General features: G+C 59.9%; 27 protein-coding genes, 1 pseudogene and 1 riboswitch. Of the genes and pseudogenes, 17 read left to right on the plus strand and 11 right to left on the minus strand.

All coding sequences use genetic code 11. The features are described 5' to 3' along the window. Positions 1-56: 56 nt before the first annotated feature. Positions 57-632 (plus strand): DUF1285 domain-containing protein, encoded by a 576-nt coding sequence (locus tag GS620_RS17100; protein ID WP_171617101.1) that lies wholly within the window; start codon positions 57-59, stop codon positions 630-632. Here the strand turns inward: GS620_RS17100 and GS620_RS17105 are convergent. Next, complete coding sequence (locus GS620_RS17105) at positions 615-1,583, minus strand: DMT family transporter (RefSeq protein ID WP_171617103.1); 969 nt, start codon at positions 1,581-1,583, stop codon at positions 615-617. The two genes, GS620_RS17100 and GS620_RS17105, sit on opposite strands and share 18 nt — an antisense overlap. 158 nt (positions 1,584-1,741) lie before the next feature. On the opposite strand from GS620_RS17105, the gene GS620_RS17110 reads away from it, so the two are divergent. Both GS620_RS17110 and GS620_RS17115 read left to right on the plus strand, forming a co-directional pair. Then, positions 1,742-2,497, plus strand: coding sequence for a hydroxypyruvate isomerase family protein (locus GS620_RS17110; protein WP_171617105.1), 756 nt, complete (start codon positions 1,742-1,744; stop codon positions 2,495-2,497). Next, on the plus strand, positions 2,482-2,802 hold the full coding sequence (locus GS620_RS17115; RefSeq protein WP_371809821.1) for a DUF2798 domain-containing protein: 321 nt from the start codon (positions 2,482-2,484) through the stop codon (positions 2,800-2,802). The genes GS620_RS17110 and GS620_RS17115 overlap by 16 nt, the downstream gene beginning before the upstream one ends. 20 nt (positions 2,803-2,822) lie before the next feature. Here GS620_RS17115 and polA read toward each other — a convergent pair whose 3' ends face one another. The 3 genes from polA to GS620_RS17130 form a co-directional block, all read right to left on the minus strand. Further along, entirely contained in the window at positions 2,823-5,621 is a 2,799-nt protein-coding gene (polA, locus tag GS620_RS17120; protein ID WP_171617107.1) for a DNA polymerase I, read from the minus strand. A 70-nt stretch (positions 5,622-5,691) separates the two neighbouring features. After that, the gene (locus GS620_RS17125; protein ID WP_152459471.1) at positions 5,692-6,162 is read right to left on the minus strand and encodes a hypothetical protein; all 471 of its coding nucleotides are present in this window, start codon (positions 6,160-6,162) and stop codon (positions 5,692-5,694) included. 82 nt (positions 6,163-6,244) lie between these two features. After that, positions 6,245-6,421, minus strand: a complete 177-nt coding sequence (locus GS620_RS17130) for a zinc-finger domain-containing protein (RefSeq protein ID WP_171617109.1) — start codon at positions 6,419-6,421, stop codon at positions 6,245-6,247. A gap of 87 nt (positions 6,422-6,508) precedes the next feature. Between GS620_RS17130 and GS620_RS17135 the strand changes: the two genes are divergently transcribed. After that, positions 6,509-7,501 carry an ABC transporter ATP-binding protein gene (locus tag GS620_RS17135; protein WP_171206754.1) on the plus strand — a complete coding sequence of 331 codons (993 nt, stop codon included), beginning with the start codon at positions 6,509-6,511 and terminating at the stop codon, positions 7,499-7,501. Here GS620_RS17135 and GS620_RS17140 read toward each other — a convergent pair. Beyond that, on the minus strand, positions 7,498-7,962 hold the full coding sequence (locus GS620_RS17140) for a DUF1203 domain-containing protein (RefSeq protein WP_171172128.1): 465 nt from the start codon (positions 7,960-7,962) through the stop codon (positions 7,498-7,500). The genes GS620_RS17135 and GS620_RS17140 overlap by 4 nt on opposite strands. A gap of 110 nt (positions 7,963-8,072) precedes the next feature. On the opposite strand from GS620_RS17140, the gene GS620_RS17145 reads away from it, so the two are divergent. The 3 genes from GS620_RS17145 (at position 8,073) to GS620_RS17155 (ending at position 12,526) form a co-directional block, all read left to right on the plus strand. After that, positions 8,073-10,991: an error-prone DNA polymerase gene (locus GS620_RS17145; RefSeq protein ID WP_171617111.1), complete on the plus strand. Its 2,919-nt coding sequence runs from the start codon at positions 8,073-8,075 to the stop codon at positions 10,989-10,991. Positions 10,992-11,038: 47 nt separating this feature from the next. After that, positions 11,039-11,452, plus strand: a complete 414-nt coding sequence (locus tag GS620_RS17150; protein ID WP_170346782.1) for a group III truncated hemoglobin — start codon at positions 11,039-11,041, stop codon at positions 11,450-11,452. A 135-nt stretch (positions 11,453-11,587) separates the two neighbouring features. Next, positions 11,588-12,526, plus strand: coding sequence for a DMT family transporter (locus tag GS620_RS17155; RefSeq protein ID WP_171617134.1), 939 nt, complete (start codon positions 11,588-11,590; stop codon positions 12,524-12,526). 8 nt (positions 12,527-12,534) lie between these two features. Here GS620_RS17155 and GS620_RS17160 read toward each other — a convergent pair whose 3' ends face one another. Together GS620_RS17160 and GS620_RS17165 are read right to left on the minus strand one after the other, a co-directional pair. Beyond that, positions 12,535-13,263 (minus strand): NYN domain-containing protein, encoded by a 729-nt coding sequence (locus GS620_RS17160; RefSeq protein ID WP_171617137.1) that lies wholly within the window; start codon positions 13,261-13,263, stop codon positions 12,535-12,537. Between the two features lie 89 nt (positions 13,264-13,352). Then, a complete protein-coding gene (locus GS620_RS17165; RefSeq protein ID WP_171233384.1) occupies positions 13,353-14,465 on the minus strand; it encodes an S-(hydroxymethyl)glutathione dehydrogenase/class III alcohol dehydrogenase in 1,113 nt (370 codons plus the stop codon). Between the two features lie 130 nt (positions 14,466-14,595). Between GS620_RS17165 and GS620_RS17170 the strand changes: the two genes are divergently transcribed. Together GS620_RS17170 and GS620_RS17175 are read left to right on the plus strand one after the other, a co-directional pair. Then, positions 14,596-14,883, plus strand: coding sequence for an I78 family peptidase inhibitor (locus GS620_RS17170; protein ID WP_171617139.1), 288 nt, complete (start codon positions 14,596-14,598; stop codon positions 14,881-14,883). 62 nt (positions 14,884-14,945) lie between these two features. Next, a complete protein-coding gene (locus GS620_RS17175; protein ID WP_171617141.1) occupies positions 14,946-16,598 on the plus strand; it encodes a DNA polymerase Y family protein in 1,653 nt (550 codons plus the stop codon). A 3-nt stretch (positions 16,599-16,601) separates the two neighbouring features. Here the strand turns inward: GS620_RS17175 and GS620_RS17180 are convergent, their stop codons facing one another. Continuing rightward, positions 16,602-17,327: an SDR family oxidoreductase gene (locus GS620_RS17180; RefSeq protein WP_171330513.1), complete on the minus strand. Its 726-nt coding sequence runs from the start codon at positions 17,325-17,327 to the stop codon at positions 16,602-16,604. Positions 17,328-17,520: 193 nt separating this feature from the next. On the opposite strand from GS620_RS17180, the gene GS620_RS17185 reads away from it, so the two are divergent. The 5 genes from GS620_RS17185 to GS620_RS17205 are packed head-to-tail and all read left to right on the plus strand — an operon-like array spanning position 17,521 to position 21,727. After that, entirely contained in the window at positions 17,521-18,852 is a 1,332-nt protein-coding gene (locus GS620_RS17185) for an NAD(P)/FAD-dependent oxidoreductase (protein WP_171617144.1), read from the plus strand. Continuing rightward, entirely contained in the window at positions 18,806-19,351 is a 546-nt protein-coding gene (locus tag GS620_RS17190) for a hypothetical protein (protein WP_253282525.1), read from the plus strand. The genes GS620_RS17185 and GS620_RS17190 overlap by 47 nt, the downstream gene beginning before the upstream one ends. Beyond that, the gene (locus GS620_RS17195; RefSeq protein ID WP_171617146.1) at positions 19,351-20,574 is read left to right on the plus strand and encodes an MFS transporter; all 1,224 of its coding nucleotides are present in this window, start codon (positions 19,351-19,353) and stop codon (positions 20,572-20,574) included. The genes GS620_RS17190 and GS620_RS17195 overlap by 1 nt, the downstream gene beginning before the upstream one ends. After that, positions 20,571-21,188: a DUF3833 domain-containing protein gene (locus tag GS620_RS17200; RefSeq protein WP_171617148.1), complete on the plus strand. Its 618-nt coding sequence runs from the start codon at positions 20,571-20,573 to the stop codon at positions 21,186-21,188. The genes GS620_RS17195 and GS620_RS17200 overlap by 4 nt, the downstream gene beginning before the upstream one ends. Beyond that, positions 21,185-21,727 (plus strand): DUF3833 family protein, encoded by a 543-nt coding sequence (locus tag GS620_RS17205; RefSeq protein WP_171617150.1) that lies wholly within the window; start codon positions 21,185-21,187, stop codon positions 21,725-21,727. Before GS620_RS17200 ends, GS620_RS17205 begins: the two co-directional genes overlap by 4 nt. Positions 21,728-21,756: 29 nt before the next feature. On the opposite strand, the gene GS620_RS17210 is transcribed toward GS620_RS17205, so the two are convergent. Both GS620_RS17210 and GS620_RS17215 read right to left on the minus strand, forming a co-directional pair. Continuing rightward, positions 21,757-21,981 (minus strand): hypothetical protein, encoded by a 225-nt coding sequence (locus GS620_RS17210; RefSeq protein WP_152459486.1) that lies wholly within the window; start codon positions 21,979-21,981, stop codon positions 21,757-21,759. 8 nt (positions 21,982-21,989) lie between these two features. Then, the gene (locus tag GS620_RS17215) at positions 21,990-22,241 is read right to left on the minus strand and encodes a hypothetical protein (protein WP_171617153.1); all 252 of its coding nucleotides are present in this window, start codon (positions 22,239-22,241) and stop codon (positions 21,990-21,992) included. Between the two features lie 265 nt (positions 22,242-22,506). Continuing rightward, positions 22,507-22,711: riboswitch (cobalamin riboswitch) on the plus strand. 81 nt (positions 22,712-22,792) lie between these two features. Here GS620_RS17215 and GS620_RS17220 point away from each other — a divergent pair. The 3 genes and pseudogenes from GS620_RS17220 to GS620_RS22100 all read left to right on the plus strand — a co-directional run. Continuing rightward, on the plus strand, positions 22,793-24,046 hold the full coding sequence (locus GS620_RS17220) for an aromatic ring-hydroxylating dioxygenase subunit alpha (RefSeq protein WP_171617180.1): 1,254 nt from the start codon (positions 22,793-22,795) through the stop codon (positions 24,044-24,046). Between the two features lie 5 nt (positions 24,047-24,051). Next, positions 24,052-25,134 (plus strand): hybrid-cluster NAD(P)-dependent oxidoreductase, encoded by a 1,083-nt coding sequence (locus GS620_RS17225; RefSeq protein WP_171617155.1) that lies wholly within the window; start codon positions 24,052-24,054, stop codon positions 25,132-25,134. A gap of 509 nt (positions 25,135-25,643) precedes the next feature. Next, a pseudogene (locus GS620_RS22100) lies at positions 25,644-25,772 on the plus strand (integrase); the annotation flags it as partial. Between the two features lie 40 nt (positions 25,773-25,812). Here the strand turns inward: GS620_RS22100 and GS620_RS17230 are convergent. Then, positions 25,813-26,823 (minus strand): LacI family DNA-binding transcriptional regulator, encoded by a 1,011-nt coding sequence (locus GS620_RS17230; protein WP_152459490.1) that lies wholly within the window; start codon positions 26,821-26,823, stop codon positions 25,813-25,815. Between the last annotated feature and the right edge of the window lie 145 nt (positions 26,824-26,968).

Below are 26,968 nucleotides of genomic sequence, written 5' to 3' on the forward strand. Positions count from 1 at the left end.
CTTCCGTGGACTATTATAATTGAAGTGTATCGCGCTGAGAGGAAATGGCAAAAGCAATGAGCGGACAAAAACCTGTGAAACCGTCGCCAGATGGTCTGGCGGCATCGGTCAAAGCGGCCAAAACCAACGGTTTACCGCCCGTTCACCTCTGGAATCCTCCGTTTTGCGGCGATCTGGACATCAAGATCGCAAAAGATGGCACATGGAGTTATTTAGGCTCACCCATCAACCGTTTCGAGCTTGTGAAGCTTTTTTCCTCAATTCTTAAGAAGGAAGACGGCAAGTACTTCCTCGTCACCCCGGTCGAGAAGGTGGGAATCACTGTCGAAGACGCGCCGTTTGTCGCTGTGGATTTCGACCGGGACGGGGATGGAAAGGACCAGTCCTTGACCTTCACAACCCATGTTGGCGACAGGGCTGTGGCCGGAGCTGATCATCCGATCCGAATTGTTATAGACCCTGAAACAGACGAACCCTCACCCTACATATTGATCCGCGACAACCTCGAAGCTCGGATAGACCGCAAAAGCTTTTACCGCCTCGTCGAGATCGGAACGCACCATGACGGCTGGTTCGGTGTTTGGTCAGGCGGGCAGTTCTTTGGCCTGATCCCCTCAGCCGACCTGAGCTAACCGTGGCGCGCGATCCTGTGCCAGCACGACAGCCATTGCAACAATGCCCGCACCCAATGCCCGGGTCCAGTTCCATTCGTCCCCCAGCATCAGCATGATCAGCATCACGTAGAACGGGGCAACATTGATGTGAAAAGAGGCCAGCGCCACGCCCAGCTTGCCGACGGAGGTGATGAAAAATACCTGGCTGAGACCCATTGAGATAAGCGCATAGATCATCAGCATGCCTGCCTGTTGCATGTCGAACGCAGTTGCAGGCATCACGTCCAGACCAAACTGCGCCGATCCGAAAACCAGCAGCGATGCCATGGCCAGCCCTCCGACAAAGGTGATCGTCGTGCGTCCAGTCTGGCTCAGTTCGGCGAAATCCCGGGCGGTTGCCATGCTGGCCCAGCAAAATAGCACCGTTGATCCAACCGCACAGGCCGCGCCCAGACCCAACTGGGCCGGGGCCAAGGCGCTGGTGGCGATCAACCCGCCGACAATCGATACAGCTACGCCCAGCGCAAAATTCAACTTCAGCCGGCGTGTGCCAGCAGCCAATTCAAGCAATGTGGCCACCAAAGGTGCGCAAGAGACGATGATTGCCACCGTCACCGGGTCGGTCAGCTTTTGCGCCAAGATCAACAGGAACATTCCCGACCCGATTCCAAGGCCGCCGACGGTCATTGCATGACCCCAGCGGGCTGAAACAACCCGGCGCGGCCCGTCCAGAATCAGCCAGACCGGCACCATCACCAACACGGCCAGCGCCAGTCGCGCGGCCAACAGGGCGACGGGCGGCCATGTTTGCAACAGCACCTCGGCCGCCGGAAACCCCGCCGCCCATGTCAGCATCGAAGCCACGGCCAACCCGTTACCCGACAAGGCAGAATGCTGTCCCGCCGGCGCAGAAAGGCTGTTCCCGCGGACGGGGTCTGGGCTCATCGCCATCGTTTTCAAACCTTCCATTGGCACGGCGTCAGAAAATTGATTCGCCGCAATGCAGGAAGCGTTTCCGATTTCATCGGGTCGATCTGGTCGAATTTCGACAAACTGTCGTTTTCTGTCACTTTCACAGAAATCAACGCGCGGATAAGGTCGGGCCACCAGAAATCCATGGGCCGCCTATGCCAAAATTCGCCGCGAATATCTCATTGCTCTTTGCCGAACTTCCGTATCTGGATCGGTTTCAGGCAGCGGCAGATGCCGGGTTCCAGGCGGTCGAGATCCTGTTTCCGTACGAACTTGCTGCAAAAGAAACCCGGCGTGCCTTGCTGGCCAACGGACTCGAACTGGTTCTGATCAACGCGCCCCCGCCGAATTATACCGGTGGCGCACCGGGTTATGCCGCCATCCCCGGCGGTGCGTCCCGGTTTCAGTCTGATATCCGCCGCGTTCTGCGCTACGCTCAGGTGCTGCGGCCGGGCTTCATTCATATCATGTCCGGATACGCAGCCGGGACGGATGCGTTGGACTGCTTCGTGCAAAACTTGCAGTGGGCCGCCGATTTCGCACCGCAGCAGACATTTACGATCGAACCCCTCAATCCGATGTCCCAACCCGGCTATTTCCTGAACGACTATAATCTGGCGACCGAGGTACTGGGCCGCGTGGATCGCCCGAATGTCGGTCTGCAATATGACAGTTTTCACGCACATATGATCCACGGCGACGCGCTGGCCGTCTGGGAGCGTTTTCACCCCAGTGTTGTCCACGCCCAGATCGGGGCCGCCCCCGAACGTTCTGAACCGGGACGCGGGCCTACGGATTTCGCGCAGCTTTTCGCGGCAATGGATGAAGCTGGTTACACCGGTTGGGTCAGCGCCGAATACGCGCCTTCGACGGCTCGAACGGATGCGACCCTGGCTTGGATGCGACGTTGACGCCGTTCATCGGGCTGGAATTCGCTGCCCGAAAGGCGCACATATCGGGCAAGCCGTTTTCGAGGATGCCCGATATGATCCCTGCCCGCTTTGCCAATGCCATCTTTGGTCTGATCATGTCAGGGCTGATGTCGTGCATTGTCACCGGGATCGCTACGGTCAAGGCAGTGGGGTTCCATCCTGAAACGCTGGGCGACTGGATGGCGTCCTGGGCCTTTTGCTGGCCCATCGCGTTCACGGTGATCCTGGTCCTAGGACCTTCGGTGAAACGTTTGGTCGAAGGGTGGGTCAGGCCACAGGGCTGACCCGGAAGGCTGACCTGGTGCTAGTGCGCCTCGGCCCAGTTCGCACCCTGGCCGGCATCCACGCTCAGCTTCACATCCAGTTTCACCGCCGGGTCCGAGGCACCCTCCATCACCTCGCGCGCCACGTCGATCAGCGGATCCACGGAATCCTCGGCGACTTCGAACAACAATTCGTCATGGACCTGCAACAGCATCTTGGCGGGCAGCCCGTTGATCGCACCCGGCATCCGCACCATCGCGCGTCGGATCACATCCGCCGCCGTGCCCTGAATCGGCGCGTTGATCGCCGCCCGGCGCGAGAATCCTGCATGCGGCCCCTTGGCGTTGATCTCGGGCGTGTGGATCTTGCGCCCGAACAGAGTTTGGACATAGCCGTGCTCTTTGGCAAATGCCACCGTGTCATCCATGTACTGGCGAATGCCCGGAAAGCGTTCGAAATAGCGGTCGATGAAACCCTGTGCCTCGGCCCGCGGGATGCGCAGGTTGCGCGCCAGTCCGAAGCCCGAGATGCCATAGATCACACCAAAGTTGATCGCCTTGGCCTGACGGCGGATGTCCGGCGTCATCTCGTCCAGCGGCACGTCGAACATTTCCGACGCGGTCATGGCGTGGATGTCCAGCCCGTCGGCAAAGGCCTGTTTCAGGGTCGAAATGTCGGCGATATGCGCCAGGATGCGCAGCTCGATCTGGCTGTAGTCGAGGCTGACCAGAACATTGCCCGGCTCGGCGACAAAGGCCTCGCGGATGCGGCGGCCCTCCTCGGTGCGCACGGGGATATTCTGCAAATTGGGGTCGGTCGAGGCCAGACGCCCGGTATTCGCCCCGGTGATGGCATAAGACGTGTGCACCCGGCCCGTGTCGGGGTTGATATGGGTCTGAAGCGCGTCGGTATAGGTTGATTTCAGCTTGGACAACTGGCGCCAATCCAGCACCCTGCGCGGCAGTTCATGCTCGGTCGCCAGATCTTCCAAAATATCAGCCCCGGTCGAGTACTTGCCGGTCTTGCCCTTCTTGCCACCTTCCAGGCCCATCTTGTCGAACAGGATCTCACCCAACTGCGCGGGTGAGCCGACATTGAAGTTCTCACCCGCCAACTCGTGGATTTCAGCCTCTAAACCGGCCATTTTCTGGGCAAAGGCGTTCGACATGCGGCTCAGCACGTCGCGGTCGACCTTGATGCCATGCATCTCCATCTCAGCCAGAACCGGCACAAGTGGTCGTTCGAGCGTCTCGTAGACAGTCGTCACCTGCACCCGGTGCAGCTGCGGTTTGAACAATTGCCACAGGCGCAGCGTTATATCCGCATCCTCGGCGGCATAGGCGGTGGCCTCGTCGATCGGCACCTTGTCGAAGGTGATCGCAGATTTGCCTGACCCCAGCAGCGGCTTTATCGGGATCGGCGTGTGGCTGAGATACCGTTCCGAGAGCGTATCCATACCGTGCCCGTGCTCACCGCCATGCATGGCATAGGACATCAGCATCGTATCATCAATCGGGGCCACATCGATGCCGTGACGCCGGAAAATCTTGGCATCGTATTTCATGTTCTGCCCGATTTTGATGATCGAGGGGTCCTCAAGCACCGGCTTCAGCAGCGTCAGCGCCTCATCCAACGGCATTTGCCCTTCAGCAAGCGCGTCCGACCCGAACAGATCATCCGCCGCACCATCGCGGTGAGTCAGCGGGATGTAACAGGCTTCGCCGGCCTCGACACACAGCGAAATACCGACCAGATCGGCGATCATTTCATTCAGACCGGTGGTTTCGGTATCAACAGCGATCCAGCCTCGTTCATGGGCCTGGTCGATCCACTTTTGCAAAGCCGCTGCATCACGGACACATTCATACTTTGAAGCGTCAAACGGGATCGTCTCGGCCTCAACTTCCTTGGCCGCAGGCGCCGGAGCGTCGGCGATGGCCGGTGCTTCGGCCCCCAGCTTGTCGGCGATCCGTTTGGTCAGTGTGCGGAATTCCATATCCGCCAGAAAACCCAGCAGGGTCTCGGCATCGGGCTCTCTCACTTCAAGGTCATCCAGCGTGAAATCCAGCGGTATGTTCTCGTCCAGCTGCACCAGTTTCTTCGACAGTTCGATCTGATCGCGCTTTTCGATCAGGGTCTGCCGGCGCTTGGGCTGTTTGATTTCCTCGGCCCGGTCCAGCAGTGTTTCCAGATCACCGTATTCGTTGATCAACAGCGCGGCCGTCTTGACCCCGATTCCCGGAGCGCCCGGCACATTGTCAACCGAATCCCCGGCCAGCGCCTGAACATCCACAACGCGCTCGGGGCCAACTCCAAACTTCTCGATCACCCCGTCCCGGTCGATACGCTTGTTCTTCATCGCATCCAGCATCTCGACGCCGTCACCGACCAACTGCATCAGATCCTTGTCAGAGCTTACGATGGTCACGCGCCCCCCAGCCTCGCGCGCCTGCACGGTCAGGGTGGCGATGATGTCGTCGGCCTCATAGCCCTCGAGTTCCTTGCAGGCGATATTGAACGCCTTTGTCGCCTCGCGGGTCAGTGGAATTTGCGGGCGCAGGTCCTCGGGCATCGCTTCGCGGTTGGCCTTGTACAGGTCGTACAGATCATTCCGGAATGTGTGCGACCCCTTGTCGAAGATCACCGCGACATGGGTTGGCGCATCCGGCCCGGTGTTCCCTTCGACATATTTCTGAAGCATGTTACAGAACCCGGACACCGCCCCAATCGGCAGACCATCCGACTTGCGGGTCAGCGGAGGCAGCGCGTGATAGGCCCTGAAAATAAAGGCCGATCCGTCGATCAGATGCAGGTGACATCCTTTTCCGAAATTGCTCATGCGCGCGCTCCCTGTCGGTCAGGGATGGTTCTGCCACAGGGTCACGCGGGTGACCAGCCAAGAACGCAGCCTAACCGCCAAACAATCCCGAGAAGACGTCAGAGAAACTGTTCAGCAAAGCCATGATCACCAACACCCCCAGCAACGCAAAAAACGCAAAGGCAAAGAACTGGAACAGGATTGCCCCCGTACCGATAACCATTCCGGCGATGGCAGGGCGCCGCTTTTCGTGACGCAGGATGCCAACGGCCGAGATGACGATCGCAAGCCCGCCAAGCATGGCGACACCGATCCGCAGGAAATCATCCAGATCGCGGGCGCGTGCAACGGGCTCGGGTTGTTCCATCCCTGCGGCGGCCCTCAGTGTCGATTTGCCGATTTCGGCCGCCAGTTCGCCCAGCGACACACCCGCAGTCTGCTGAGGTGCAAAGGGCCCCGCCCAGAATACAAACAACGCAGCAAACAACGCCAAAGATGCGATGCAGAACCCAACCCAGCCGAAAACCGGGTTAACATTGTCAGTGGCCGAAATTCCGGTCATCACGTATCCCTGCTTTGGTTGCGCCAAAGCACTAACATGAAAACCGAGGCAAGATTTGGGCAAAACCCGGCTGGTCGGGCAATCAGCCCTGTTCACGGCCCTTCAGCACATATTTGCAGTCGCAATACGGGCATTCGACCCAGCCTGAATCCTCAGGGATTTGCAGCCAGACGCGCGGATGGCCCAATGCGCCTTCGCCGCCGTCACAGGCGACACGGGCGGTTTCGACGATCTTGGTTTCCGGCGCTTCGATGGTCACGGCTGGCGATCCTTCTTCGGTTGTCGGCCTCGCGGGCATGTATTAGGTGCGTTTATGAGCGATGAGCAATCCGGGGGCAAGAGCCACATGAGCGATGCGGCAATCAGGATCGAAGGTCTGCGCAAGACCTATCGTGGCGGCAAGGGTCAGCCCGAGAAACACGCGCTGAAAGGCATTGATTTGACTGTTCCCAGGGGCTCGGTTTTCGGGCTTCTGGGCCCGAACGGCGCCGGGAAATCGACCCTGATCAATATTCTCGCCGGGTTGGTGGTGAAGTCTTCGGGCCGTGTATCGATCTGGGGTTTCGATCAGAATCAGAATCCGCGGCAGTCCCGCGCCGCGATTGGTGTGATGCCGCAAGAACTGAACCTTGACCCGTTTTTCACCCCGCGGGGCGCCTTGGAAGTACAGGCAGGCCTGTACGGCGTACCGAAATCCGAACGTCGCAGCGATGAAATCCTTGAACTGGTCGGCCTCAGCGACAAGGCCGAGGCCTATGCCCGCACGCTGTCGGGCGGGATGCGGCGGCGGCTGCTGCTGGCCAAGGCGCTGGTGCATCACCCGAAAATCCTAGTGTTGGACGAACCCACGGCGGGCGTCGATATCGAACTGCGCCAGATGCTGTGGGCCAATGTGCGCAAGCTGAACCAGCAGGGCGTGACCATCATCCTGACCACGCACTATCTGGAAGAAGCGCAGGAGATGTGCGACGAAATCGCCATCATCAACCACGGTGAAAAGATCGCTCAGGACAGTACCGCCAACCTGCTGGGCCGCATGGACAGCCGGACCATGGTCATTGTGCCGGACACCCCGGTGGTCGACCTGCCGGTGACCGAAGGCGTCGAGGCCAGCTTACGTGAAGACGGCAGCCTTATACTGCAATATCGCAGCGCCCGGACCAGCGCCGAGCAGGTTCTGGAGTCCGTCCGGGCGGCGGGCATCCGCATCCGCGACGTGCGCACCGAAGAGGCCGATCTCGAGGATGTGTTCCTGGCCCTGACCTCCTCGCGCACCGACGATGCCCCGGCCGACGATCAGGACCAGCCGCGCCGGGGCCTGCACCGGGTCAAGCTCTAAACCCGGTCGATCCGTGCTTGGTAGCAGTTGTTCCGCGCCGATCTGACGTGAATATAGGCCACGTCCAGGCGGGCAAAAATATCGCTGACTTTTGCGCCGATCTGATCTTTGGGCGTGATTGCCCCGGTGCCATAGACGATCCGGTCATCTGGTCCATACCCCTTGATCAGATAGTCGGGTGCAGTGGTCAAGATCTCGGGCAGGGCGTCGTCTTCATAGCGCTCGCAAGGCGTTGCGCACAGAAAGATCGGCCCTGTTTCAGCGTATGGATGTGGCTCTAAAAAAGGGCGATGCGCCAATATCAGCATCTTTGCGCCTTCGGGAATGTTCTTCAGGCAGTGGCGACAGGGATTGCCAGCCCCCGACGAAACGGCGCGCTCGGGCGCGGCGCCATATGCATCAGGTTGACCTGCCTGAAGGGCGCGGACTTCGTCAGTGGGCAGAGCGGTGATCTTGAACATATCAGGTCTCCTTTTTCTGCAACCATGCGCGCCTGGCCTGGTCCAGGCGACCCGTTTCCTGCGCAAAGGACTCGAAAAAGAACAAAACGTGAATATAATGTGGAATCGCCATGTATGCCGAGCTGTCGATCACGTCGAACTTCACCTTTCTCACCGGGGCTTCGCACCCCGAGGAGTACATGGAGCGCGCCGTCACCCTGGGCCTGCCCGCCATCGCCATCGCCGATGACAACTCGGTGGCCGGCATCGTCCGCGCCCATACCCAGGCGCGCGAGATCGCCCGCAAGGTGCGCGAGCGCCGCGCGTGGGAGGAGCAGAACACGCCCATCGGCCCGCCCTGCCCCGATCACATCCCGAAATCGCCCTCGTTCCCGGTGCATGCGGTGCCGCGCCTGATCCCGGCGGCGCGGCTGATTTTTACCGATGCCCCGCCCGTCACCGCCCTGCCCCTCAACCGGCAGGGCTGGGCCAACCTGTGCCGCATCCTGTCCACCGGACGGCTGCGCGCGGCCAAGGGCGACTGCATCCTGCACCTGTCCGACCTGTTGGAATTTTCCGGCGGTCTGCACCTGCTGCTCTGGCCACAGGCGGGCCGTCCGACCGGCGGCGCGAGCGGATGGCGGACACAGGCGCAACGGCTGACGCGCCGCTTTGCCGGGCGCATGCACCTGCTGATGCACCCCCGCTATGACGGGGCGGATTCCGCGTTTTTCCAATTATTAGAGACTGAATCACGCCATCTGGGCCTGCCCACCATCGCCAGCGCCGCGCCGATGATGCATCACGGCTCGCGCCGCAAGCTGGGTGATGTGCTGACCGCCATCCGCCTGCGCCGCAAGGTGGACGATCTGGGCCGTCACGCGCTGGCCAATGGCGAACAGCGCCTGCGCTCGGAACCCGAGATGCTGCGCATCTTCAAGGGCTTTGAGGACGCCGTGGCCCGCGCTTATGCGCTCAGCCAGGAACTCACATTCTCGCTGGACGAGCTGCGCTATGAATATCCCAGCGAAGGCAGCGACCAGGAAACCCCGACCCAGCGCCTGCATCGGCTGGCACATGAAGGGTTGAAATGGCGCTATCCCGCCGGGGCGTCCGAGAAAGCCAAAAAGATGCTGGCGCATGAGCTGATGCTGATCGGCAAGCTGAAATACGAGCCCTATTTCCTGACCGTCCGCGACATCGTCCATTTCGCCCGCTCGCGCGGCATCCTGTGCCAGGGGCGCGGCTCGGCGGCGAACTCCGTCGTCTGTTTCTGTCTCGGCATCACCGAGGTCAGCCCCGAGATGGGCACCATGGTGTTCGAACGCTTCGTCTCCGAGGCCCGCGACGAGCCACCCGACATAGACGTGGATTTCGAACATGAACGCCGCGAAGAGGTGATCCAGCACATCTATGAACGCTATGGCCGCCACCGCGCGGGGCTGTGCGCCACCGTGATCCACTATCGCGGCAAACGCGCCATCCGCGAGGTGGGCCGCGCCATGGGCCTGACCGAGGACACGATTTCCGCCCTGTCCTCGCAGCTGTGGGGGTTCTTCTCGTCCTCGGGGCTCGAGGCCGAACGGATGCGCGAAATCGGCCTCGACCCCGAGGATCGGCGTCTGAAACAGACTCTAATGCTGGTCAATGAGATCAACGGCTTCCCCCGCCACCTGTCCCAGCATGTGGGCGGGTTCATCATCACCGAGGGCCGCCTGGACGAACTGGTGCCCATCGAGAACGCTACGATGGAGGACCGCACCGTCATCTGCTGGGACAAGGATGACATCGACAGTCTGGGCATCCTGAAGGTCGATGTCCTGAGCCTTGGCATGCTGACCTGCATCCGCAAGGCCTTCGACCTGATCGCCCAGCACCACCAGACCAGCTACACGCTCGCGACCCTGCCGCCCGAGGACCCGGCGGTCTATGACATGCTGTGCCGCGCGGATTCGGTCGGCGTGTTCCAGGTGGAATCACGTGCGCAGATGAACTTTCTGCCCCGGATGCGGCCGCGCAATTTCTATGATCTGGTGATCGAGGTCGCCATCATCCGCCCCGGCCCCATTCAGGGCGACATGGTCCACCCCTATATCCGCCGCCGAAACGGCGAGGAGGAGGTCAGCTTCCCCTCGGACGAACTGGGCGAGGTGTTGGGCAAGACGCTGGGCGTGCCGTTGTTCCAGGAACAGGCGATGCAGATCGCCATCGTCGGCGCGGGTTTCACCCCGGAACAGGCGGACCGGCTGCGGCGCTCGCTGGCGACCTTCAAGAAACATGGCAATGTCAGCGAATTCCGCGCCCTGTTCCTGCGCGGGATGCAGCGCAACGGCTATGACGCCGAATTTGCCGAACGCTGTTTCTCGCAGATCGAGGGCTTCGGCTCCTACGGCTTCCCCGAAAGCCACGCGGCCAGCTTTGCGCTGCTGGTCTATGCCAGCGCCTGGATCAAGTGCCACCATCCGGGGATTTTCGCCTGCGCGCTGCTGAACTCGCAGCCGATGGGGTTCTATGCCCCCGCCCAGATCGTGCGTGATGCGCGCGAGCATGGGGTGCAGGTGCGCCCGGTCTGCATCAATGCCAGCTTCTGGGACAACGTGATGGAGCCCGACGGCCATGGCGGGCTGGCCCTGCGGCTGGGCTTCCGCCAGATCAAGGGCCTGAGCGAAGAGGACGCCAGTTGGCTGACCGCCGCGCGCGGCAACGGCTATACCCAGGTCGAGGATGTCTGGCGCCGCGCGGGCCTTGGCCCCTCGGTGATCGAGCGTCTGGCCGAGGCCGATGCCTTTGCCGCCTGCGGCCTGACCCGGCGCGAGGCGCTGTGGCAGGCCAAGGCGATCGCCACCGCCAGGCCCCTGCCCCTGTTCGCGCAGGATCTGGAAGGCGAGGCGCTGGACGAGCCCGCCGCCCATCTGCCGCAGATGTCGCTGGGCGAACAGGTGGTCGAGGATTACGTCGCCACCCGCCTCAGCCTGCGGGCGCATCCGGTGGCCCTGCTGCGGCACCTGCTGACGCCGGGGCAGCGCGACAATACCACCTCTGTCACATAACGCCGGAACCGCCTATCTGCCAAAAACGGAGTCGAAAACAGGCCACCATGATCAGACCAACCCTTCCGCCGCGCTTTCCCGCGACGCCCGAGCAGATCAACGCACAGGTTCGCGCCTTTTACGCCCGTGTGCGGCAGGACGCGGTACTTGGACCCGTATTCGCCAACCATGTCACCGACTGGTCCGCGCATGAGGAAAAGATCGCATCTTTCTGGCGCAACGCCATCCTGTTCGAGCGCAGCTATGACGGCAATCCGCAGCGGGTGCATATCGAACGACCGGACGTGAAGCCCGAGATGTTCGCCCATTGGCTGGACCTGTTCGAAGAGGTCGCCACCCAGACCCTGCCCCCGGAAACCGCCACACCCTGGGTCGCTCTGGCGCGCCGCATCGGTGTTGGGATGAAGGCCGGGGTGCAATCGGCCCGCCAGCCCAAGGACGCGCCACCAATCCTGCGTTGAGCCCACGTCATGGCTGCCTTGCAATGTTAGCGGTAAATTGGGGGCTATGCGGGTCGAGAAAATAGGGTTAGTCAGAGACAAGACAGCCCCTTTTGCGCTGCCCCTTCACATCGACACATCACCCGAGGCCGACCCATGAGCACTCAGAACACCACCCTCCGGGGTCTTGGCTATGCATTCGCGGGCTTTGCGGTCTTTGCGACCCATGACGCGCTGATCAAGACGCTGGGCGGGACCTACTCGGTGATGCAGATCATCTTTTTTGCCACGCTGTTTTCCTTTGTCCCGATGGCAGTGACGATCTTGACGGACCGGACCACGGGCAACTTCCGGCCGCATCACCCCTGGTTGGTGTTGCTGCGCTCAGGTCTGATGGTCACGGCCATGTCCTGTGCGTTCTATGCCTTTTCGGCCCTGCCCCTGGCCGAGGTCTATTCGTTGCTGTTTTCTTTCCCGCTGATCGTCACGGTCCTGTCGATTCCGATACTGGGCGAAGTCGTCCGGGCCCAGCGCTGGGCTGCGGTTGGCATGGGTCTGATCGGGGTGCTGATCGTCCTGCGCCCCGGCGCGACCGAGATCACCCTGGGCCACCTTGCCGCCCTGATGGCCGCGTTCTGCAGCGCCTTCGCATCGGTGCTGGTGCGCAAGATCGGGAACGAGGAACGCTCGGCCGTCCTGATCCTGTATCCGATGCTGCTGGCGATCGCGGTCATGAGCCTGGCGCAACCGGCGGTCTACCAGCCGCCGTCCCTGCTTCATCTGGCGATGATGGCGCTGGTCGGCGTGTTTTCGGTGATCGCCCAGCACCTGATCATCCTGGCCTATCGGGCTGCGCCCGCCGGCGTGGTCGCGCCCAGCCAGTACAGCCAGATCATCTGGGCCACGATATTCGGCGCTGTGTTCTTTGGTGAACGGCCCGACAAATGGGTGGCCGTGGGGGCCGCAATCATCATCGCGTCCGGTGTGTTCGTCGTCTGGCGCGAGAGCCGGGCCAATGTATCGCCGAACAAACCGGTTCTGCGCGTCCGCTCGCCGCGGTCCGACACCGGGGCCTCGGCGCGACCGGGGTCGTAGGGCGTCTGCTACTGATCTTTCAATCTGATCTTCAGGCCGCCGTTTTCGCCTGTTTCCTCGAACTTCCCGATGGCTCGTACCAAGTCGCTCAGCCGCTTGAAGCCATAGGTTCGCGTGTCAAAATCCGGATAGTTCATGCTGAGCTGACTGCCTAGCCAGCCAAGGCCCGCCCACCCGTCCGGTTCCTCGGATTTGAGCACGACATTCCGGATCAACTGATAAGCATGGTTCAGTTCTTGTTTGGCAGAGGGCTTCTTAGCTTTCTCCGGGGAATCGTTCGCCTGCACCTCCTCCTTTTTTATATTCTCGATGTAGATGAACCGGTTGCAAGCCGCGACAAAGGCTTTGGGCGTCTTTTCTTCGCCGATCCCGAACACACTCAACCCTTGTTCTCGGATCCGGCTGGCAAGCCGGGTAAAGTCGCTGTCTGACGACACCAGTACAAACCCACCGAACCGGCCGGAATGCAATATGTCCATGGCATCAATCACAAGGGCGATGTCCCCGGCGTTCTTGCCAGTGGTATTGGCGAATTGCTGGTGCGGAACGATGGCATATTCCGCCAGCTTCTCAGCACTCCAGCCTTGCGGGGTACCGCCCGAGAAATCTCCGTAGATCCGGCGCAGGCTTGCCTCACCCAATGTGGCAACTTCTTCGAAAATCTCGGCAACATGCTTTGCCGGAACATTCTCGGCGTCAATCAGAACGGCCAGGCGTTCCGTTGCTTCAGTGGTCAATTTAGTCCCTCTATTCAGATATTTATCAATATCCTGAAGATAGGAGACAAAAAGGGCGGGTTAAACCCCGCCCTTGCAATTTCTGGTTGTCAGTAAATCACCACCGACCGGATGCTTTCGCCCTTATGCATCAGGTCGAAGCCGGTGTTGATGTCGTCCAGACCCATGGTGTGGGTGATCATCGGGTCGATCTCGATCTTCCCTTCCATGTACCAGTCGACGATCTTGGGCACGTCCGTGCGCCCACGTGCACCGCCGAAAGCTGTACCGCGCCACGACCGGCCGGTGACCAGCTGGAACGGACGGGTCGAGATTTCGGCCCCCGCGGGCGCAACGCCGATGATGATCGACTCACCCCAGCCTTTATGCGCCGATTCCAGCGCCGCGCGCATCACGCCGACATTGCCTGTTGCATCAAAGGTGTAATCCGCGCCGCCCTTGGTCAGGTTCACCAGATAGGGCACCAGATCGCCCTCGACCTCGGACGGGTTGACGAAATCGGTCATGCCGAACTTGGTGGCCATCTCGACCTTGGCGGGGTTCAGGTCGACGCCGACGATCTGATCGGCCCCGGCCAGACGCAGGCCCTGAATCACGTTCAGACCGATCCCGCCCAGACCGAACACGATGGCGCGGCTGCCGATTTCAACCTTGGCAGTGTTGATCACCGCGCCGATGCCCGTGGTCACGCCGCAGCCGATATAGCAGATCTTGTCGAACGGCGCGTCCTCGCGCACCTTGGCCAGCGCGATTTCCGGCAGGACCGTATGGTTCGAGAAGGTCGAGCAGCCCATGTAGTGCAGGATCGGATCGCCATCCAGCGTCGAAAAGCGCGAGGTGCCGTCGGGCATCAGCCCCTGGCCCTGCGTCTCGCGGATGGCCTGGCACAGGTTGGTCTTGGGATGCAGACAGTATTCGCACTCGCGACATTCGGGGGTGTAGAGCGGGATCACGTGATCGCCTGGCTTCAGGCTGGTCACACCCGGTCCGACCTCGACCACCACGCCGGCGCCCTCGTGCCCCAGAATGGCCGGGAACAGGCCTTCGGGGTCGGCGCCCGACAGGGTGAATTCATCCGTATGACAGATGCCAGTGGCCTTGATTTCAACCAGAACCTCGCCCGCCTTTGGGCCTTCAAGGTTCACATCCATCACTTCCAAAGGTTTGCCCGCCTGTACGGCGACGGCAGCACGGGTACGCATGGTACTTATCTCCCTGTCACTTTTGCCCCGACCCTGCGTCAAATACAGGGTGTTTTCAACTGTGCTTTCTTGGCAGGTTGGCTAATTGTTTGATATTGCAGAAACGACATTGCCAGAATGAGGAACGCCAATGCACCGTTTTTTACCGATCTTTATCTTTCTGGCGGCCTGCGCAGACACAAGCGTTCCGCAGGATGTCGCCACCACCTCAGAAGACGCTCCTGTTGATCTGGCATTTTGCAAGGGCGAGCCCTTTGCCGAAACGGTCGGTCAGCCCGTGTCGACGATTCAGGCCGATCTTCCCGAACGGTCTCGTGTTTTGGGCCCGGATGACATCGCCACACAGGATTACCGTATCGACAGGCTGAACGTCTATGTGGACGGCGCCGGTGTTATTCAGCGTCTGACTTGCGGGTAAGCGTGGACTCGGCTGGTGATTCTCGGATAGGAACAAAATAAGAACATTTTGATGTCTGCCCGATGCCCAAACGCCGAATACTCTCGCTGTGGTTCCCCCGTCTGGGGGCCGAACGGCTGATCCGCGCTGCGCGGGGCCTGCATGGCGGGCCTTTGGCCGTTGTGGCCGAACAGTCGAACATGCAGGTCATCACCTCGCTGAACACCGAAGCTCAGGCCGCTGGTCTGCGCGTGGGCCAGCCGGTGCGCGATGCCCATGCCATGTGCGCCAGCCTGATCACCCGCCCCCGCAACACCCCGGCCGAGGCCGCGTTTCTGACCGCGCTGCGCCGCTGGGCGGGCAAGTTCAGCCCCTGGGTGGCCGAAGAGGCCCCCGATGGCCTGATCGTTGACCTGTCGGGTTGCGCCCATCTGTTCGGCGGTGAAGAGGCCTTGCTGAGCGTGCTTGAAACCGACTGCGCCGATATGGGCCTGAGCGTGCAGATGGGCATCGCCGACACGTTAGGCGCGGCCTGGGCGCTGGCCCGCTATGCCGGGCAACAGGCCACATCCGACCGCAACGGCGACGCCATCAACCAAGAGGCCCGCGCCACCCGCGCCCGGGCAAGCAAGCGGCGGCACTGGACCAGGGGCGGGGCCGCGCCACAGGTGATGGCGCTGGGCGGTGGCGCGCGGATTGCCGCGCCGGGGCAGGCCTATGGCGCGCTCAGCCCCCTGCCCATCGCGGCGCTGCGGCTGGACGATCAGACCGTGGCGCAACTGAACCGCCTGGGCCTGCGCCGGATCGGTGATCTGCTGGGCCAGCCGCGTGCCAGTTTGGCACGGCGGTTCGGCCGCGGGCTGGTGTTGCGTCTGGATCAGGCCATGGGCAGCGCGCCCGAGCCGGTCTCGCCCGCCCGTCCGCCACATCACTTTGCAGTGCGGATGACTCTGCCCAACCCGATTGGCCTGGTCGAAGACGTGATGGCCGCTGTCGATCGGATTCTGCCAACGCTCTGCACCAAACTGGAAGAGAAGGGGCGCGGGGCCCGCACGCTGCGGCTGGAAGCCCACCGTGCGGATCAGGCCGCTGAAATCATCGAGATCGGCCTGGCCCGTCCGACCTATGACAAAAATCGCATTCGCCCTTTGTTAGAGATGAAAGTTGACAAGATCGACGCAGGCTATGGCATCGACTTGCTGCGGCTTGAAGCGATCCAGACAGAACCCATCCACGCCCGCACCATCGCCGGTCATGCCGAAGCGCGCCGCGTGGCCTGCAACCGGCTTGAGGGCAATACAGCCGTGGATGACCTTACGGCCAAGCTGGGCGCGCGGGTCGGGCTGGACGCGATCACCCGGCGGCATCCTGCGGCCTCTCATATCCCCGAGAAAACGGCGCAAACGCTGGCGGCGGCCTGGTCGGAACCCGCGCGCGACTGGCCTGCCCCGCCGCGCCCCCGCCCCTTGCAGATGTGGCAGCCCGAACCCGTGATGGCCCCGGAAACCCCGAATGTGCCCTGCACCTTTCGCTGGCGTGGACGAGACTGGCAACTGGCGCAGGCCACCGGCCCGGAACGCATCGCGCCGGAATGGTGGCTGGATGACCCCAACTGGCGCAGCGGTGTACGCGATTACTGGGTGGTGGTGACAGAACAAGGGGAGCGCCTGTGGTTGTTCTATGGCCACGGAGGCGCGATGTCCGCCGGCTGGTTCTGTCAGGGGCAGTTTTGTTAGAGTCTATTTTCCACGATAAACCAGCAGATCCGGCAGACAGTCGATCAGACGAATGAACCAGGAAAACGGTGCCGGAAAATCCGTACGGAAACGGCGACGCGCCATCGCCTTGACCACGTGATCCGCCGCATCCTCGGGCGACATCAGCATCGGCATCTTGAAACCGTTCTTTTCGGTCAGGCGGGTTTTGATGAAGCCCGGATTGACGATACGCACCGTCACGCCCGTACCCGCCAGGTCGTGTCGCATCGTCTCGGCCAGAGAAATCAGCGCGGCCTTGCTGGCTCCGTACCCGATTGCGGCGGGCAGCCCGTGATACCCGGCCAGTGACCCGATCAAAGTAACCTCTCCCTGGCCTGCCCGGACAAAACCCGGAACGGTTTCACCCAGAACCCGTAGCGCACCCAGATAGTTCACATCGCTCATCCTGAGCGACGCCTCGGTGTCCCATTCGGCCGAACGCATGGGGTCATACGCACCTGCATTGTAAACCAGCCCGTCGACATGCCCCGCCTCGGCAACAGCCGAACGAACAGAGTCTAACTCGGTCACATCGCACCGGATCGCGCGCGCATCCGGCAGTTCAGAACACAGCTCGGACAACCGCTCAAGATTGCGCGCAGACAGGATCAGGGAAGCACCCTGTTGGCCAAGCGCATGCGCCAAAGCGCGACCCAGCCCTTCGCTTGCGCCGATGATCCAAATGGTTTTGCCGTCAAAGCTGCTCATGTATGGGCCGATTCAGTTGTGTTTCACCATAATACGGCCTCGCATCCGCTTCGGATCAAAACGGTAGCGCAGGTCACGGAAGCTCAAACCAGAAGCCACAAGGTAGTGCATCTGTTAAAAACTTCTAATCGGATTGATCCACTTGTGCCTACCCTGCGTATCTTCTTGTAAACTGTCACATAAAGAGGCTGGAATGTTCGACGAACCCCGGGGTGTACGGAAGAAAATCGCGATTGTAGGTGCAGGCATTTCGGGACTTTCCGCCGCTTACTATCTTTCAGAAAACAACGACGTGACAGTCTATGAGGCCGAACCTCGGCTTGGTGGCCATGCCCGCACGGTGATGGCCGGAAAGAACGGGGATCAACCGGTCGATACGGGCTTCATCGTCTTCAACTATGCGACATATCCCTACCTGACCCGGCTGTTTGATAAACTGGGCGTGCCCGTGATCGAAAGCGAGATGAGCTTTGGCGCGACAATCGACAATGGCCGCATTGAATACGGGTTGAACAATCTGCGCACACTGACCGCTCAAAAGCGCAATCTGGCGCGTCCGGCCTACTATAAAATGATCGCCGATATCCTGCGGTTTGGCAAAGAAGCCCCAGAAGCCGCCAAGGACGATGACACCACGATTGGTGAGTTGGTGGACCAACTGCGGCTGGGTCACTGGTTTCGGCACAATTATCTGATGCCGATGTGCGGTGCCATCTGGTCTACGCCGGTCGAGTTCGTGGATCAGTTCCCCGCACGCTCTTTGGTGCAGTTTTTCCGCAATCACGCTTTGCTTGCAAGTGGTCGCGCAAACCAGCATCAATGGTACACGGTCAAAGGCGGCAGCATAGAGTATGTCCGCCGGATCGACGCGGCCCTTCGTGCGCGGGGGGCAGAAATACGTCTGGCCAGCCCTGTTCAGAATGTATCCCGTGACGAGATGGGCGTCACCATCCACAGCCAGGGCGCCGTGGATCAGTTCGATGAAATCATCCTGGCCACCCATTCGGACCAGTCGCTTTCCATTTTGGGTGATGGCGCGACCCCCGCGGAAGCCGCTGCATTGGGCGCAATCCGCTACCAGCCCAATACGGCCACATTGCATTGTGACCCAGGTCAGATGCCAAAGCGGCGCGCCTGCTGGTCAAGCTGGACCTATCGTTCGCAAGCCGGAGATGTGGGGGTAACCTACTGGATGAACCGGCTTCAGAACATTCCGGACAGTGACCCGCTGTTTGTAACGCTGAACGCTTCATCAGAAATTCCCGCGGAAAAGATCTATGACCAGGTTGAATTTGCCCATCCGGTCTTCGACAAGGCCGCCCTGAAGGCGCAAGGGCAAATCCGCGAGATGCAGGGACAGAACCGAACTTGGTTTGCCGGTGCTTACAACCGGCACGGATTTCACGAAGACGGGATAGCCAGCGCGATGCATGTCGTTGCTCGAATAAATGGCGCCCCGCAAACCATCGGAGCTGACAATGGCATTCCTGGGAAAGACCCGGCCCTATCTGTTGCCGCTGAATAAGGCGATATGGCGCACAGCGTTTCTTGCACTTTCCTTGCTGATCCCCAATGGGCTGGTCGCGTCGCCGGTCACGGAAGAACTGAACGATGCCCAACTGCGCGGAACCGCGACGTTCCGCTATCTGGGTTTGCCAATCTATGACGCCAAACTCTACACGCCCAAAGGTGCGCCGTTCAGTTGGAGCGAAGATATCGCCCTGCAACTGACCTATCGCAAGAACATCAAGAAGAAAGCGCTGGTCAACTCGACCCTGGACGAGATGGACCGCATCGGCCGGTCAGCACCCGTTCGCGACCAACTGAACCGGTGTTTCAATGCCGTGGCAAAAGGGGACAGCTATCTGGCGGTTTCTGATGGTCCCGACAAGGTCAGTTTCTGGCTGAACGGGCAAAAGACCTGCACCATGGCGTATCCGGGCATCAAGCGCAGTTTCATGTCCGTGTTCCTGGGAGACAACACGCGGTCCGCGTCCTTCACGCGCAGGCTACAGGGGCGGTGATGCTCTATCCCCGGGTCAGTCTCTATGCGTTGATGCTCGCTGCGGCGGGTATCCCGCTTTATATCCACTTGCCGCGCTTTGCAGCCGTGAACCTGGGTATTGGCCTTGGGGTCATTGGTACGGTGCTGCTGGTGATCCGTTTGGTGGATCTGGTGCAGGATCCGCTGATCGGTTGGGCAATCGACCGATGGCCCGGCGGCCAGCTTGCATTTGCGGCGATGGCGGCTTTGGGGCTGGCAATCGGGTTTCCCCTGCTTTTCAATCTGCCGCAGGGTGCCAGCGTGCCGGAACTGGTCGCGATCCTGATCTTGCTGTTCTCGGCGTACAGCCTGGGAACCATTCTTCTGTATGGTCGCAGCGCAACTCTGGCGAAGCAAACCGATCCGCAAGAGCTGATGACACTGGCCGCCTATCGTGAAGGCGGGCAGTTGACCGGGGTGGTCATCGCAGCCAGCGCTCCGGCCCTGTTGGTTGCTTTCGGGGCACACTCCCAAGGCTACCCCGCATTCGGAGCGTTTCTGGGGCTGCTGTCCGTTCTGACCCTGATACTGACGATCCCGATCTGGCGTCGCAGACCGATCACCGGATCAGGCCTGTCCTTTGCAGGGCTGGGTCAGGCCGGTGGCTTGCGCCTTCTTGCGCTGGCTTTGGTCAACAGTCTCCCGGTTGCCATAACCTCCACCCTGTTTCTGTTTTTTGTGGAAGACCGGCTGCAACTGCCGGGCAAGGCGGGTCCTTTGTTGATCCTGTTTTTCCTGAGCGCAGGCGCGAGCGTCCCGCTCTGGGCAAAGCTCAGCAACAGAATTGGCCCGAAACAGACTCTGATCATCGCCATGCCGCTCTCGATTGCCGGCTTTATCGGCGCTGCCACACTGAGTGCAGGAAATCTTGCGGGTTTTGCAATGATCTGTCTCGCCTCGGGCGCGGCGCTGGGCGCAGATATGGTCGTGTTGCCGGCCATGTTCTCGATCGTCCTTACCCGGGCCGGGCTGAACGCATCAGCCGCGTTTGGCGTCTGGTCCTTCGCTGGCAAACTGGGCCTCGCCCTGGCTGCCTTTTTCACTCTGCCGCTGCTGGAACGCAGCGGTTTCACCCCCGGTCAAACCAATTCCGCACAGGCGCTGGATACACTCAATCTTGCCTATGCGGTGCTGCCCTGTATCCTGAAAGTCGGAGCGTTCGGGATGGTGTTGACCCTGCCCACCGAGGTCACAAGCAAATGAACGCTTTCACCATCATCCTTCTGGTCCTTCTGACCGCTGTCTTCATCCGTGCAAGGCTGCTGAGCTTTCGCGCGCAATCGCCGTCAGATTACAGCGGCACCGGGCCAGATTTTTCCCTGAAAAAACACCTGAACGGAGAGATCTTGTCCGAGGGCCTGATCTATGGCCCCAACGGCAAAATGTCGAACAGCTTTGTCGCGCGCATGTCCGGCGAATGGAAAGGCAACTCGGGCACGCTGACCGAATACTTCACCTATTCCAACGGAAAACAGATGACCCGCAAATGGTACCTGACGCTGGGAACCGGCAACACGTTCACGGCAATGGCGGATGATATCGTGGGCGAAGGTCAGGGCATCATCTCGGGGTCCACGGTGAAACTGACCTATCGTATCATTCTGCCAGATGACGCTGGTGGACATACGCTGGACGTCACCGATTGGATGTACCTGACAGAAACCGGCGTCATCATGAACCGGTCCGAGATGCGCAAGTTTGGCGTCAAGGTCGCGGAACTGATCGCCACAATGCGTCCAAGCCCCAGATCGAAACCGATTCATCCAAGTGGGTCAAACGGGTATGACGCGACTTCGGAAGGGAAACCGTTGCAATGATCACCTTTCGCTCTTTCATCGCCTGCATTGCCATCGCAAGCCTTGCAGTTTTGGCGGCCTGCTCCGGCAAACCGAAGGTACCAAAAACGTTTCTGTCGGACCGACAGTTGAACCTCGAGGAATTTTTCGAAGGCAAAACAGTGGCCTACGGTCAGTTTCAGGATGTTCTGGGAAATATCCCCCGCAGATTCACGGTTGATATCGACGGGACATGGGACGGCGAAACCCTGACCCTGGTCGAAGACTTCGTCTACGACGATGGCGCGACGGAACAACGCATCTGGACATTGACCAAAACCGGAGAGGATACGTGGACCGGTACGGCGCCTGGCGTACTGGGTACCGCCAGCGGGATTGAACGCGGGGATACGTTCAACTGGAAATACAAGATCGACCTGCCGATCAAGGACGGGACCATGCGTGTCAAATTCGACGATTGGATGTGGCTGCTGGATGACGACCGTCTGCTGAACCGCGCGTATGTCTCACGCTATGGCGTCCGTCTGGGTGAAGTCATTCTGTTCTTCGAGAAGAAATAGGGCCGCCAGGCCCGGTTTCATCACAAAAGTCAGTAGAAAATAAACTCGTCCACCAATGCTGTCGTCGATCCCTTGACCTCACCGGCCGTGTTTGCCCTTGGCCCGTCCGAGGCTGCGCCCTCGGCGCGTTCGCCGCCCTCGACCTTCAAGCGCGCGCGTTCTATCTGCCCCCAGAGGAAAAACAGACCATCCCGTTTTCCCATGAGGCGCGAAGGAACTGTTGTCCGCAAAACACCTGTTTTCGGTTTTGGCATCTGCTCTCTTACTGCCTCCGGTGTTTTCCACCATTTTCGGAAAACGTAATGGTTTTTCCCGAAAAAGACAATTTTTTATAGACAAAATGAGGTTTTCTACCGGCCGTTGACAGGGTGGACTGACAACTCTCGCATGACGGATATTCGCATTCTTCACCTGCCCCATTGAAAGCCAGCACTATCCCAAACGGATCAACTTTACGCAAAAGGGCCTGCTGCAAACCTCCTTCACTTGGCCCGACACTCTCTTTTTCAGCCATGCTCAGGCGACGCGCAGCGTTTGGTTTCTGATCAGAGCAGCCGGCCTTCGCCGTCGCGGTTGGGGGTCAATTTTACGGCGCGGATGTCAGACGTGGCCGCATCCATCGCAAGGCCATCGGCCACCGCAAAACGCCATGCTGGCGAGCCTGCCACGCCCCTGTGCCAAGGACTGTGGTCCCGGCGCCGTCCACTCTGCCGGAATATTTCTATGTCTGTTTTGAAACCGGAAATGTCGCAAGCATTTCAGCGCCCAAGCGGGTAAAAAGTAGGCTGCCATCGTGAGGTGCCGCTGTTTGATTCTCAGACAGCGGAGAATTGGGAAGCCGGTGGAATTCCGGCACTGCCCCCGCAACGGTAAGAAAGGTCAGGTTCGACAATCAACCACTGGGACGAGGATCCCGGGAAGGTGTCGCAACCGGGTGCAAGCCCCTTTCAAGTCCGGAAACCAGCCTTGCAGATATGTCAAACCGCGGGTGGCGGTGGGGGCACGGGTTTCGGACGTGGTCCTCGCGCGCCTCCGGACGGTTCCTCCCTGTCATCTGCCCAAGCAATGCCGCGGGGCGCGGCAGGAGAGCCAGAAGTGAACAATGTCCAAAACCTGTTGGCGCGTCGAATCCCGGGCTATGCTCTGGAACGGGCCTTTTACACCGACCCCGAGATCTTTCAGACCGACCTGGAAGCCATCCACTATCGCGAATGGCTCTTTGCCATTCCGGCCTGCGAACTAGTGAAAGCCGGCGACTACGTAACGTACAACGTGGGTGCCTATCGCGTGATCATCGTGCGCGGCGCCGACAACCAGATCCGGGCGTTTCACAACACCTGCCGCCATCGCGGCTCGATCATATGCAAGGCGGCAAAAGGCAACGCGCCGAAGCTGGTTTGCCCGTATCATCAATGGACCTACGAGCTTGACGGCTCATTGCTGTGGGCCCGCGACATGGGGCCGGAGTTTGATCCCAGACAGCATGGTTTGAAGACGGTTCATTGCCGCGAGCTTGCCGGCTTGGTTTACATCTGTCTGGCGGATGTCGCCCCGGATTTTGACACGTTCGCCAATATCGCGCGCCCGTATCTTAAGCCGCATGATCTTGCGAATGCCAAGGTCGCCTTCGAAAGCACGATCATCGAGAACGGCAACTGGAAGCTGGTCTGGGAAAACAATCGCGAGTGCTATCACTGCGGCGGCAACCACCCTGCGCTGTGCCGGACCTTCCCTGATGATCCGGGCGTGACGGGGATCGAAGGCGGTGAAACCCCAGCCTATATGCAAGCCCATTTCGACAGGTGCCAGGCTGCCGGCATGCCATCGCAGTTCTATCTGCACGAGGACGGGCAATATCGACTAGCGCGGATGCCGCTGAAAGAAGGGGCCGAGAGCTATACGATGGACGGGAGATCCGCCGTGCGCCGCTGGTTGGGCCGGTCGCCCTTTGCGGATGCGGGATCGCTTTTGAAGTTCCACTATCCGACCACGTGGAACCACTTTCTTGCCGATCACTCGATTGTTTTCCGCGTTACGCCGATCAGCCCGACAGAGACCGAGGTCACGACCAAATGGCTGGTCAACAAGGATGCGGTTGAAGGCGTTGACTATGACGTGAAACGCCTGACCGAAGTCTGGGTCGCCACGAATGACGAAGACCGTCAGGTGGTCGAGGACAACCAGCAGGGCATCAACAGCCCGGCCTATGTGCCCGGCCCGTATTCAGCCATTCAGGAATCCGGCGTGCTGCAATTCGTGGATTGGTATTGCAACACAGTTTCGGCCCGCCTGGCCCCTGACTCCCTGGCGGCGGAGTAAGTCTGATGAAAGACCTGAACTCGCTTTCTTCCAACATCTGGCAGGATGGAGAGATGCTGGAATGTGTCTCGGTCGTGCCCGAGATGCCGAACACCGCCAGCTTTTCGTTCCGGGCCCCCTCGGGGGCGCAGTTCGCCTATCACCCCGGTCAGTTCCTGACGCTCGAGATTCCGGCGCCCGGCCAGCCCGGAGGCGTTGTGCATCGCACCTACACGATCTCATCGTCGCCGTCGCGGCCGCGGTCGATCACCATCACCGCCAAAGCGCAACCCGACAGTATCGGCACGCGCTGGATGCTGGACAATCTTCAACCCGGCATGCGGATCAAGGCCATTGGGCCCGCGGGCCTGTTCACCAACGCGTTGAGCGATGCGCGCAAGTTCCTGTTTATCTCGGCTGGCTCGGGCATCACCCCGATGATGTCGATGACCACCTGTATGTGGGACGAAGGCCGCGATCTGGACGTTGTCTTCATCAACTGCGCCAAAAGGCCATCCGAGATCATCTTCCGCCAGCGCTTGGAACAGATGGCCAGCCGCACGGATGGTTTGGACCTGAAATTCGTGGTGGAAGAGCCGGACCGCTACCGCCCATGGACGGGATATCAGGGTCAGTTCAACCAATTGATGCTGGGGCTGATGGCGCCGGATTACCTTGAGCGCGAAGTCTATTGCTGCGGTCCTGAGCCCTTCATGCAAGCGGTACGCGACGCGCTGGCCGGTCTTGGTTTTGATATGAACAACTACCATCAGGAAAGCTTCGGCGCGCCGGTGGAAACCGAGGCGGATCAGCCCGAGTTGGATGACGTTGTTCTGGACGACGACAGCAGCGCCGAGATCCTGTTCGCGACCTCGGGCGTGACGGCCAAGGTTGCCGAGACCGACACGGTCCTTGCCGCCGCCCGCTCGGTTGGCCTGAACATTCCGTCAGGCTGTACCTTCGGCGTATGCGGGACCTGCAAGGTCAAGAAAACTGCCGGAGAGGTCCATATGGTCCACAACGGAGGGATCTCGGAAGACGACATCGACGCGGGGTACATTCTGGCCTGCTGCTCGAACCCGATCGGCAAGGTCGAAATCGACGTTTAGGCGCTTCGCATCACGATCAAAGCCGCAGCGTGGCTGACACCCGCTGCGGTTTTCGGCGCGGTTTTTCTGCCCTTTGCAGAACACGGGCCGGATTGGGTCGCCGGACGTCCGGAGCTTTCCCGCCATCTCACAAACGCGGCGCAAGCATCTGCCTTTGTCTTCGCCGGCCATCACGCTATTGTAGAAAACGCGAGAAGAGAGAGCCCCACAATGCCCGCGGCTGTTCCCTGCGGCAGTTCCTGAGCACCCTTACAAGGGTTTGAAGAGGTTCTGGCGGTCAGTCAAATGACCGCACATCTGGAAAACCAACGAAAACATGATCACAGGCACGCGCCTCGCAGACGACCCCTTGCGGCAATAAGCTCAAGCTGACGACTTCATCGTCCGCGGACCGGTTGATCAATCATGGCAGTGGATAATGTGTTCGTCGGCGCGGTGTCGAAGCTTGGGCCCGGAGCCAATACGCTAAGCTTGTCCGAGAGTAGGTGTAAGCGATTGGATGAGCGTCATCAGGCCAGAGAACCCATTCACTAAGACGCACCAAAGCAGCGTTGATTCAGTTGATCTATCAGAAAACGGGTACTATGCGCGCTGTCCAACTGTTGCTTGGCCATAGCAAGACGGACAGTACAATGCGAAACCCGGAATGGACGCGCAACAGCAGCCAAGACGTACATTTTATTGGTCAGAGGCTGCCCCTGATGTTCCTCGAATTGTCAGGGTTGCAGAATACTCGAAATGGCGAACTGGCATTTCAGGTGTTCGCATGCGGTCCAGAAGGATCTCGGCCAATCGCGTACCCAATTTTTTTGGGTTGATCGCCATTGTTGTGAGGCCAGGCGTCGAGACGGCGGCATCTTCGATGTCGTCGAAGCCTACTACTGAAAAGTCACGCCCGGGTTTCAAATTGGATTGGATCAAGCCAAAGCATGCCCCAAGTGCAACAACATCGCCATTGCAAACAACGCCTGTTACCTCAGGGTGTCGCTGACGAAGTGCGGTGATTGCTTCAACACCAGAGCGTTTTGTTTCTTCGCATGGCCAGATAACCGGATGCACGCCGCCCAATTTCTCCAAGGCACTCAGATAACCGGCGATGCGCTCTTCGCGCACAGACGTTTGTTCGGTTCCGCCTAAGTAGGCGATGTGCCTGTGCCCCAAATCAATCAAGTGTTGTGTGGCCTGCACGAGGGCCTCTTTGTTTAGAACACCAACGTGATCCAGAGACTGAGACACCTTTCGCATGAATGTGACAGCAGGAACACCGTGAGCATCCAGAAGCCCCATGGCGTCCCCGCTGGTGTTGAGTGCCGGAACCCAGATCAGACCACGTCGACCAAATCTGATGCAGGCTTCCAGAAGGCGGTCCTGGCGCTGAAGGTCTCCTTGAGCATCGAGGACCGAAACCATAAAGCCCTCGGCCTCCAGCAGGTTAACAGCGCCGCTAACGACCTCTGCGTTGAACGGGTTTGCCAACTTGTTAAGGATAAAGCCGATTTCGCGATTGTCGCCCGATCGCATTGTGGCCGCAGCGTGATTTGGGACGTATCGAAGCCGCTTAGCCGCGCTCAAAACTTTTTGACGCGTTTTTTCTGAAATTCGACCTGTGTCGCGCAAGACCTGACTAACAGTTGGTACTGACACGCCAGCTTCTTTGGCAACGCTGGAAAGGGTGGGTTTCTTCGCCATGGATGAGTTTTTGTAGGTATAACGTTTTGTCTATTTTGCAGTCGAAATCGAATACTTCAAGTAAAATATGGAAACATGAACGGGCTATCCGACTTGACTCATGATAAAACGATATATCATAGTGCCAACATTCGCCATAGACTGA

The organism is Ruegeria sp. HKCCD6428, from assembly GCF_013110595.1.
Lineage (GTDB): Bacteria > Pseudomonadota > Alphaproteobacteria > Rhodobacterales > Rhodobacteraceae > Ruegeria.

What these genes read in the sequence shown, in the direction of transcription:
- GS620_RS17140 (WP_171172128.1), bottom strand. Translation starts at nt 7,962, where the DNA reads ATGTTCAAGATCACCGCTCTGCCCACTGACGAAGTCCGCGCCCTTCAG.
- GS620_RS17220 (WP_171617180.1), top strand. Translation starts at nt 22,793, where the DNA reads ATGCCGCGGGGCGCGGCAGGAGAGCCAGAAGTGAACAATGTCCAAAAC.
- GS620_RS17205 (WP_171617150.1), top strand. Translation starts at nt 21,185, where the DNA reads ATGATCACCTTTCGCTCTTTCATCGCCTGCATTGCCATCGCAAGCCTT.
- GS620_RS17185 (WP_171617144.1), top strand. Translation starts at nt 17,521, where the DNA reads ATGTTCGACGAACCCCGGGGTGTACGGAAGAAAATCGCGATTGTAGGT.
- GS620_RS17195 (WP_171617146.1), top strand. Translation starts at nt 19,351, where the DNA reads ATGCTCTATCCCCGGGTCAGTCTCTATGCGTTGATGCTCGCTGCGGCG.
- polA (WP_171617107.1), bottom strand. Translation starts at nt 5,621, where the DNA reads ATGAGCAATTTCGGAAAAGGATGTCACCTGCATCTGATCGACGGATCG.
- GS620_RS17225 (WP_171617155.1), top strand. Translation starts at nt 24,052, where the DNA reads ATGAAAGACCTGAACTCGCTTTCTTCCAACATCTGGCAGGATGGAGAG.
- GS620_RS17125 (WP_152459471.1), bottom strand. Translation starts at nt 6,162, where the DNA reads ATGACCGGAATTTCGGCCACTGACAATGTTAACCCGGTTTTCGGCTGG.
- GS620_RS17105 (WP_171617103.1), bottom strand. Translation starts at nt 1,583, where the DNA reads ATGGAAGGTTTGAAAACGATGGCGATGAGCCCAGACCCCGTCCGCGGG.
- GS620_RS17190 (WP_253282525.1), top strand. Translation starts at nt 18,806, where the DNA reads ATGGCATTCCTGGGAAAGACCCGGCCCTATCTGTTGCCGCTGAATAAG.
- GS620_RS17155 (WP_171617134.1), top strand. Translation starts at nt 11,588, where the DNA reads ATGAGCACTCAGAACACCACCCTCCGGGGTCTTGGCTATGCATTCGCG.
- GS620_RS17200 (WP_171617148.1), top strand. Translation starts at nt 20,571, where the DNA reads ATGAACGCTTTCACCATCATCCTTCTGGTCCTTCTGACCGCTGTCTTC.
- GS620_RS17145 (WP_171617111.1), top strand. Translation starts at nt 8,073, where the DNA reads ATGTATGCCGAGCTGTCGATCACGTCGAACTTCACCTTTCTCACCGGG.
- GS620_RS17210 (WP_152459486.1), bottom strand. Translation starts at nt 21,981, where the DNA reads ATGCCAAAACCGAAAACAGGTGTTTTGCGGACAACAGTTCCTTCGCGC.
- GS620_RS17135 (WP_171206754.1), top strand. Translation starts at nt 6,509, where the DNA reads ATGAGCGATGCGGCAATCAGGATCGAAGGTCTGCGCAAGACCTATCGT.
- GS620_RS17215 (WP_171617153.1), bottom strand. Translation starts at nt 22,241, where the DNA reads ATGGCTGAAAAAGAGAGTGTCGGGCCAAGTGAAGGAGGTTTGCAGCAG.
- GS620_RS17170 (WP_171617139.1), top strand. Translation starts at nt 14,596, where the DNA reads ATGCACCGTTTTTTACCGATCTTTATCTTTCTGGCGGCCTGCGCAGAC.
- GS620_RS17180 (WP_171330513.1), bottom strand. Translation starts at nt 17,327, where the DNA reads ATGAGCAGCTTTGACGGCAAAACCATTTGGATCATCGGCGCAAGCGAA.
- GS620_RS17110 (WP_171617105.1), top strand. Translation starts at nt 1,742, where the DNA reads ATGCCAAAATTCGCCGCGAATATCTCATTGCTCTTTGCCGAACTTCCG.
- GS620_RS17175 (WP_171617141.1), top strand. Translation starts at nt 14,946, where the DNA reads ATGCCCAAACGCCGAATACTCTCGCTGTGGTTCCCCCGTCTGGGGGCC.
- GS620_RS17230 (WP_152459490.1), bottom strand. Translation starts at nt 26,823, where the DNA reads ATGGCGAAGAAACCCACCCTTTCCAGCGTTGCCAAAGAAGCTGGCGTG.
- GS620_RS17100 (WP_171617101.1), top strand. Translation starts at nt 57, where the DNA reads ATGAGCGGACAAAAACCTGTGAAACCGTCGCCAGATGGTCTGGCGGCA.
- GS620_RS17150 (WP_170346782.1), top strand. Translation starts at nt 11,039, where the DNA reads ATGATCAGACCAACCCTTCCGCCGCGCTTTCCCGCGACGCCCGAGCAG.
- GS620_RS17165 (WP_171233384.1), bottom strand. Translation starts at nt 14,465, where the DNA reads ATGCGTACCCGTGCTGCCGTCGCCGTACAGGCGGGCAAACCTTTGGAA.